Raw genomic sequence first — 6,984 nt, forward strand, 5'->3', positions numbered from 1 at the left:
CGTGTGGTTCAGTGCCGCCGGAACCGCAGTCGCCACGTCTCCGGTCCCCGCTGCAGGTAGTCGACGTCGAACGCGCCCGGCTCCCGCTCTTCCAGTTGGGCGAGTAGCGGCAGGGGGTCGTGTGGCGCCAGCAGGATCAGGTCGTGTCCCGGTGCGACCGTGTCGAGTGCGCCGATGATCGTGGCGTGTCGTATCGCGTGCGGGATCGAGCGCGCATCCAGTTCGGGTGTGGCCTCGCCATCTTCGTGGCCACAGGCGCACGTGTGCCCGGCGGCCTCCGCCGCGGCCGGGGTGGTGCCGAGAATCGCGTGCATCCCGTCGAGTAGTTCGGCGACCGAGTGGTCGGTGGAGGCGACCAGTGCGGGTAGGACGACGTCGTTCTCCTTGTGGAGGTGGATGTCCAGTACGGCCTGCAAAGCGCCGGCCGCGGCGATGGCGTCGCCGGGTGAGGTCGCCTGTGTCAGCCTGTCCACCAGATCGCGAATCGCGTGGTGCTCGGCCACCATCTCGCGGACCAGTACTGTCAGTTCGGCTCGTTCGGCGGCGGCCGGGTAGAGGGACTGTTCCTCGGCTTCGGCGTGGGGGAGTAGTTCGCCGTGTACCCAGTCGACCAGCCGGTCGCGTGCGCCCCATGTCTCCTTTTCCGACGTCGCCTTGGTCGTGGCCTGTACCAGCGTGGCGAGTCGGCCGGCCAGTTCGGCGTGATGTTCCACGACCCGTTCGGCTGCCTCGGCGTCCTCTCGGTCGCTGGCGATGACAACGTCGCTCATCGTCCCTCTCCTCCCTCTCGGGGCCTGCGGGTGACCTGTGTCCGCTAATTTACTACAATTATCTCGTGAAAAATATTGGCCAGGTCGGTCCACGAACGACTGCGGAGCCTCCACTGCCCGCCGGCCAGGCGAAGCTGCTCGCCGCGCTGGATTCGCAGGCCGCTCCGGTGACCCTCGCCGAGCTGGCCGAGGCCAGTGGGCTGCACCCGAACACGTTGCGATCCCACCTGGACCCGCTGCTGGACAGCGGCGCCGTGGTCCGCACCCGGGAACCGGCCAGTGGGCGGGGGCGTCCCGCACACCGTTATGCGGCCTCCGGGGCGCGTCCCGGACAGGTCGCCGAGGTCACAGGGCTGGCGATCGCGTTGGCCGAGGCAGTCACGCGCGCCAGCGCGAGCCCGGCCGAGGAGGCGCGCCGGGCGGGACGCGGCTGGGGCCGTCGCCTCGCCCAGGAGCCCGGTCAGTCGCCCGGTGTGCGGGACGTGCTCGAGCGGATGGGGTTCAGCCCCCAACCCGACCACGCCGACGCGTCGGTGTTCCGGTTGACCCGCTGTCCGCTGCTCGCGGCCGCCCGGACCGCGCCGGAGGTGGTGTGCGGTGTCCACCGCGGGCTGGTCGAGGGGCTGCTGCACCGCACGGGGGCGGACACGGGCGTGGAGCTGGAACCGTTCGCCGAGGTCGGCGCCTGCCGACTCCGCGTCGAGGACCCGGCATGACAGCCGAGATCGCGAACCCCGCCCCGCGTGCCCGCCCGTCGCGACGCGTGCCGGCACGGCGTGCACTGTTCGCCCTCCCCGCCGCGGCGGCGCTGCTGGCCGGGCTTGACGGCGCGCTCTCCCTGCTCGGGGTGTGGTCGCCGGGGCCGGGGACACGGGCAGCCGAGTCCCACGGGATGCTGATGACCCTGGGGTTCGTCGGCGCGTTGATCGCCCTCGAACGTGCGGTGGCACTGCGCAGACGCACCGGCTACCTCGCTCCCGCCGGTTTGGCGGCCGGTGCCCTGCTGCTCCTCGCGCCACACGTCCGGATCGCGGGCACGGTACTGCTCGTGGCCGGGTCGGCGGCGCTGGTCGTCGTCTACGTCGGACTGTGGCGCCGCCGGTACGACCAGGCCGTGCTGGTCCAGGCACTGGGCGCGGTACTCGCCGCCGGAGCCGCGATCGGCGCACTGGGCGGCGTGCCGGTCCAGTCGCTGGTGCCGTGGTTTGCGGGGTTCCTCGTGCTCACCGTCGCGGGGGAGCGGCTGGAACTCGCACGGCTGCGGATGCCCGCCGCTGCCGAGCGGGTGCTGGTGTCGCTCGCGGCATCGGTGGCCTGTTCCGCGCTCGTCGCGTTGCTGTGGCCGGCGTTCACGTTCTGCTTCGGGATCGCCGTCGGTGGGGTGGCCGTGTGGCTGGTTCGCTACGACGTCGCCCGGCACACCGTGCGGGCCGCGGAACCAGCGCGGTTCATGGCCCGGGCCATGCTGGCCGGGCAGGCGTGGCTGGGCGTGGCCGCCGCGGTCTGGGCGGTCGCCGACACAACCGACGGGTCGTCGCCCGCCTACGACGCCTCCGCGCACGCCGTGTTCCTCGGCTTCACCATGTCGATGGTCATGGCGCACGCACCGGTCATCCTGCCTGCCGTGGCGGCGCTACCCCTGGCTTTCCACCGCGGCATGTACCTTCCGCTGCTGCTCCTGCACGTCGGTCTCGTGGTGCGGCTCTGGCTGGGTGACGCGCTGGGCATCCGGGCCGCCTGGCAGGCCGGTGGCGTGCTCACCGTGCTGGCCCTGCTCGGCTTTCTCCTCACCGTCGGGTGGTCACTCACCCGGCGCCCGCCGGTACCCGGAGGTGTGGCGTGAGCGCCCGAGGCTTCTGGCCGATGCGTGACCTGCCCACCGTGGGCTGGCTCGTCGCGGCCGGTGCGTCCACCTTCGTCCACCCGTTCGTTCCCGAACCGCGCTGGCTGATGATCCACCTACTGGTGCTGGGGGCGGCCGGGCACGCGATCCTCGTCTGGAGCCGCTACTTCGCCGACACGCTGCTGCGCTGCCCGCCCACCCCGCGCCGCGAGCAGACCATCCGGCTCGCCCTGTTCAACGCCGGTGTCGCCGTCGTGGTCACCGGCATCCTCGGCGACGTGTGGCCCGTCACGGCGGCGGGCGCCGGCCTCGTCGCGACCGCGGTCGTCTGGCACGCGGGCGTGCTCGCGCGCCAGGTGCGCCGGGCACTCGGCAGCCGGTTCGCCCCGACCGTCCGCTTCTACGTCGCGGCCGGGGCGTTCCTCCCCATCGGCGCCGCCTTCGGCACCTGGATGGCCTACGACGAGGCCGGCGCACTCCACGACCGGCTACGGCTCGCCCACATCGCCGTCAACGTCCTCGGGTTCCTCGGACTCACCGTGCTGGGAACCCTGGTGACCCTGTGGCCGACCGTGCTCCGCACCCGGATCGCCGACGGCGCGGAACGTGCGGCCAGACGCGCGCTGCCGCTGCTGACCGCCGCGGTCGTCACGACCGCGGGCAGCGCGCTCGCCGGGCCGCGGCCGGGAATCGTCGTCGGTCTCGTCGCCTACCTCGCCGGGATCGCGCTGCTGGCGAAGCCCGCGCTACGCGCAGCCAGGTCGAAACCACCCACGTCCTTCGCGGCGTGGTCGATCCTGACCGGCGTCGCGTGGCTGGTGGGCTGCCTCGTCCTGTTGGCGGCCACCACACTCACCAGCCGCGACTGGACCCACCTGGACCGCGCGCTGAGCGAGGTCACCCCGCTGCTCGCCGTCGGCTTCGTCGCCCAGGTCCTGATCGGGGCGTCGTCCTACCTGATCCCGGTCGTGCTCGGCGGCGGTCCCACACCCGTCCGTGCCGCCAACCGGGCGTTCGACGCGGGCGGCCCCGCGCGCCTGGTCGTCATCAACATGGGTCTGCTCGTGTGCGCCCTCCCGGTACCGAGTCTGGTGCGAGTCGTGGTGTCCACGCTGGTCCTGGGTGCGCTGGCGAGCTTCGTGCCGATCCTCTTCGTCGCCATGCGTGCTTCCCGGCGAGCCAGGGCCGGCACACCGGACGAGGCGCCGCCCGTCGCAGGCAAACAACCGCCGGAGGGCGCCCGGCCTGCCGGGCGGCGCGCCGGTCTCGCGGTCGCCGGCCTCGCCGCGGTGCTGGTCGCCACGTCGGTGGGAGCCGCCCTCGACCCCGCCGCGCTGGGCAGCACCACCGGGTCCGCCGCCAACGGTGTCGCACCCACCGGCAACACGACCACGGTCGAGGTCACCGCGTCCGGGATGCGATTCACTCCAGCCACCATCGAGGTTCCGGCGGGTGACCGACTGGTCATCACCGTCCGCAACGCCTCCGACGGTGACGTGCACGACCTCGTGCTCGACACCGGCGCCGACTCCGGCCGCCTCGCGCCAGGAGAGTCCGGCACGGTGGATGCCGGCGTGGTGGGCCGCGACCTCGAAGGGTGGTGCTCGGTGGTGGGGCACCGCCAGATGGGCATGGTGTTGACCGTGCGTGCGCGCGGCGCCGCCGACCACGGCACCCACCGCGCCACCGAACCCACGCCCGATGGCCCGCGGGCCACCTACACGCCGGGCGCGGCGCCGCAAGAGGGCTTCCGCACCCGTGACGCCCGCCTGCCCGGGCCACCACGTGAACGGGTGCACCGGGTGCGGCTGGTCGTCACCGAAACCGAGCAGGAGGTCGCTCCCGGGGTACGGCAGACCGTCTGGACCTACAACGGCACCACGCCCGGGCCGGTGCTCCACGGACGGGTGGGCGACCGCTTCGAGATCACCCTCGTCAACGACGGCACGATCGGACACTCGATCGACTTCCACGCCGGCTCGCTCGCCCCCGACCAGCCGATGCGCACGATCAGCCCGGGCGAGTCCCTGGTCTACCGGTTCACCGCGACCCGAGCGGGCATCTGGATGTACCACTGCTCCACGATGCCCATGTCCTCCCACATCGCCGCGGGTCTGTTCGGCGCCGTCGTGATCGAACCACCGGACCTGCCACCCGCGGACCGGACCTACGTACTCATCCAGTCCGAGTTGTACTTCGGCCCGCAGGGCGGAACACCCGACACTGCGGCCCTCCAGGCAGGACAACCCGACGCGGTGGTCTTCAACGGCTATCCCGACCAGTACGACCACCAGCCACTCACGGCCCGGACCGGCGAACGCGTACGGCTGTGGGTACTCGACGCAGGTCCGGCCCGGCCCCTGTCCTTCCATGTCGTCGGCGGTCAGTTCGACCGGGTCTGGTCCGAAGGCCAGTGGCTCCTCGGCTCCGCCGCCGCTCCCGCGACCGACACCGGCGCGCAGGTACTGCCGCTGCTACCCGCCCAGGGCGGCTTCGTGGAACTCACCCTGCCCGAACCCGGCCACTACCCCTTCGTCAACCACGTCATGACCGACGGCGAACGTGGCGCCCACGGAGTCCTTCACGTCACGTCCTGAACCGGAACGATACCCGTCAAAGGTTGTCCCCGGGGGTGTCGGGCGGATGAAGCCGAGACTGGTCGCGGTGGCGACGGCTGCGGTGCGTGAGTCGACGTTGAGTTCGGAGTACTGATCGCCGAAGTCCATGACAGGCGACTTCGCCTCCCGGCAGCCGTCAGGTCCGGCGTGGCCGGTCCGAAGCAGGATCTCGAACCGTGCTCATCTGACGACTACGCCGGGACCGCGCCGCGCAGGTACGCGGTGATGCTGTCGGTCCACGTTTCGATCGCCTGCCAGTCGCGCAGGTCGCCATAGCGGCCACCGCACAACCGCAACACGATGCGGGCGAGCAGAGGGGCGCCTTGACGCGACACCACACCCGCGAACGCGTGGTAGTCGCGCGGTCCGATCAGTTCGCACAGTTCGGCGATGCGCGTTGGCACGATGTCCCGCAGCAGGTGGCCGACGGGGCCGCGCAAGGACGGGCTGATCCCGACGCTGAACAGCCACACTGGCCGTACCCGCAACGCGTCGGCGTTGTGCCAGACGAAGTTCTCTGCGGCGCGGAGCAGCGCGCCGTCACGAACCCTGCTGCCGAGCACGACCGCGTCGTAGCCCTCCACGCTGGGCCGTTCGGCGAGATCCCACAGATCGGCCGTCAGACCTCGTGCGTTCAGGCGAGCCGCGACGAACGTGGCGATCGACTCCGTCGAACCACCGGTGCCCGCGTAACCGACCAGTACCCGGTCGATGTGGTTGGTCATCTCAAACGCTCCAATGTAGACAGGTCGCGACTCGTGGACGGCGTCCGGCTTCTGGACCGGGCGCCTGGCGGACGACCCCGTCCTGGACTGTGACTCCACGGAACCGGCCCATCCCGTGCGGTAGCGAGAGCCAAGCAGGTCGGACACTCCTGGCCCCGGCCAGCGCTTCTCCGGTGTCCGTGGGCCCTCGCGGCGCCTCAGCCGCGTTCTGGCGCGAGTTCGGGCCCTGACTGTGACGTTCTCGATGAGAACGTCGGCGCGCCATCCCGTCGCGTCGGTCATGACGCCCTCCTCGAAAGTGGGCTGTGACAACACGAAAGCCCGGTCTGACGGTTACCGGCCGCGGGCGAACGTCCCGTGTGTACGGGACCAAGGGCCCGCACGATCACTACTCCGGGAACCGGAGGTGGGGGAGCCACTGGACCAGTGGCGATAGACCAGGCCGTAGGTCGGCGACCAACTGCGGTGACCGCTCGCCGAGTTTCTGGAAGTCCGTGTCGGGATATCAGGGGAGTCCCTCGCGCTCGGGGGGTGTACGCGAGGGACTCCTGTGCGCTGGCCACCGCGTTGCCGGGGAGCCTGCGGCATTCGCCAGTGCGTGGACAGGTTAGCCAACATCAACCCCCGCGGCGATCCGCCGAATGGCAGCTGTGCTCGAAAGTTCGGTGCCGACAGCGCACTGTCCCTTGGAGACGGACGGTCGCGTGCGGAGATGCACATCGGTCGCCACTGTCCATCGCGGACGCTGAAGGTCTGTGCGGCGTTCACGCGGCCGGCCTTGGGCGACTTTGGTACGGCGGGTGGCTTGCCAAGTGTGTGACGGTGGAGAAGCATGGGGTCGGGAGGCAATGCGTCTGTCTGCGGCGGGAGCGCGTCATGACCGCGGTGAAACCGGTTTCTATTCCGACATACGCGGTGCGGGGCGGGAAAGGTGCTGCGCTCCTCGGGATCTTCCGGACCACCGACCCCAAGCTGATCGGCGTCCTCTACCTCGTCACCTCGTTCGTGTTCTTCATGACCGGCGGCGT

At 71.1% G+C, this 6,984-nt stretch carries 5 protein-coding genes; 3 read left to right on the forward strand and 2 right to left on the reverse strand.

Features of this window, described 5'->3' with window-relative positions; translation table 11 throughout:
- Positions 1-8: 8 nt before the first annotated feature.
- On the reverse strand, positions 9-770 hold the full coding sequence (locus ACIBVP_RS42830) for a DUF2249 domain-containing protein (protein WP_396112359.1): 762 nt from the start codon (positions 768-770) through the stop codon (positions 9-11).
- A 65-nt stretch (positions 771-835) separates the two neighbouring features.
- Between ACIBVP_RS42830 and ACIBVP_RS42835 the strand changes: the two genes are divergently transcribed.
- The 3 genes from ACIBVP_RS42835 to ACIBVP_RS42845 are packed head-to-tail and all read left to right on the forward strand — an operon-like array spanning position 836 to position 5,210.
- A complete protein-coding gene (locus ACIBVP_RS42835; protein ID WP_396112360.1) occupies positions 836-1,486 on the forward strand; it encodes a helix-turn-helix transcriptional regulator in 651 nt (216 codons plus the stop codon).
- Positions 1,483-2,613, forward strand: coding sequence for a hypothetical protein (locus ACIBVP_RS42840; protein ID WP_396112361.1), 1,131 nt, complete (start codon positions 1,483-1,485; stop codon positions 2,611-2,613). The genes ACIBVP_RS42835 and ACIBVP_RS42840 overlap by 4 nt, the downstream gene beginning before the upstream one ends.
- Positions 2,610-5,210, forward strand: a complete 2,601-nt coding sequence (locus tag ACIBVP_RS42845) for a multicopper oxidase domain-containing protein (protein ID WP_396112362.1) — start codon at positions 2,610-2,612, stop codon at positions 5,208-5,210. The genes ACIBVP_RS42840 and ACIBVP_RS42845 overlap by 4 nt, the downstream gene beginning before the upstream one ends.
- Before the next feature lie 212 nt (positions 5,211-5,422).
- Here the strand turns inward: ACIBVP_RS42845 and ACIBVP_RS42850 are convergent, their stop codons facing one another.
- Entirely contained in the window at positions 5,423-5,956 is a 534-nt protein-coding gene (locus ACIBVP_RS42850) for a flavodoxin domain-containing protein (protein WP_396112363.1), read from the reverse strand.
- Positions 5,957-6,984: the final 1,028 nt, after the last annotated feature.

It is taken from the genome of Actinophytocola sp. NPDC049390 (assembly GCF_044466355.1).
Lineage (GTDB): Bacteria > Actinomycetota > Actinomycetes > Mycobacteriales > Pseudonocardiaceae > Actinophytocola.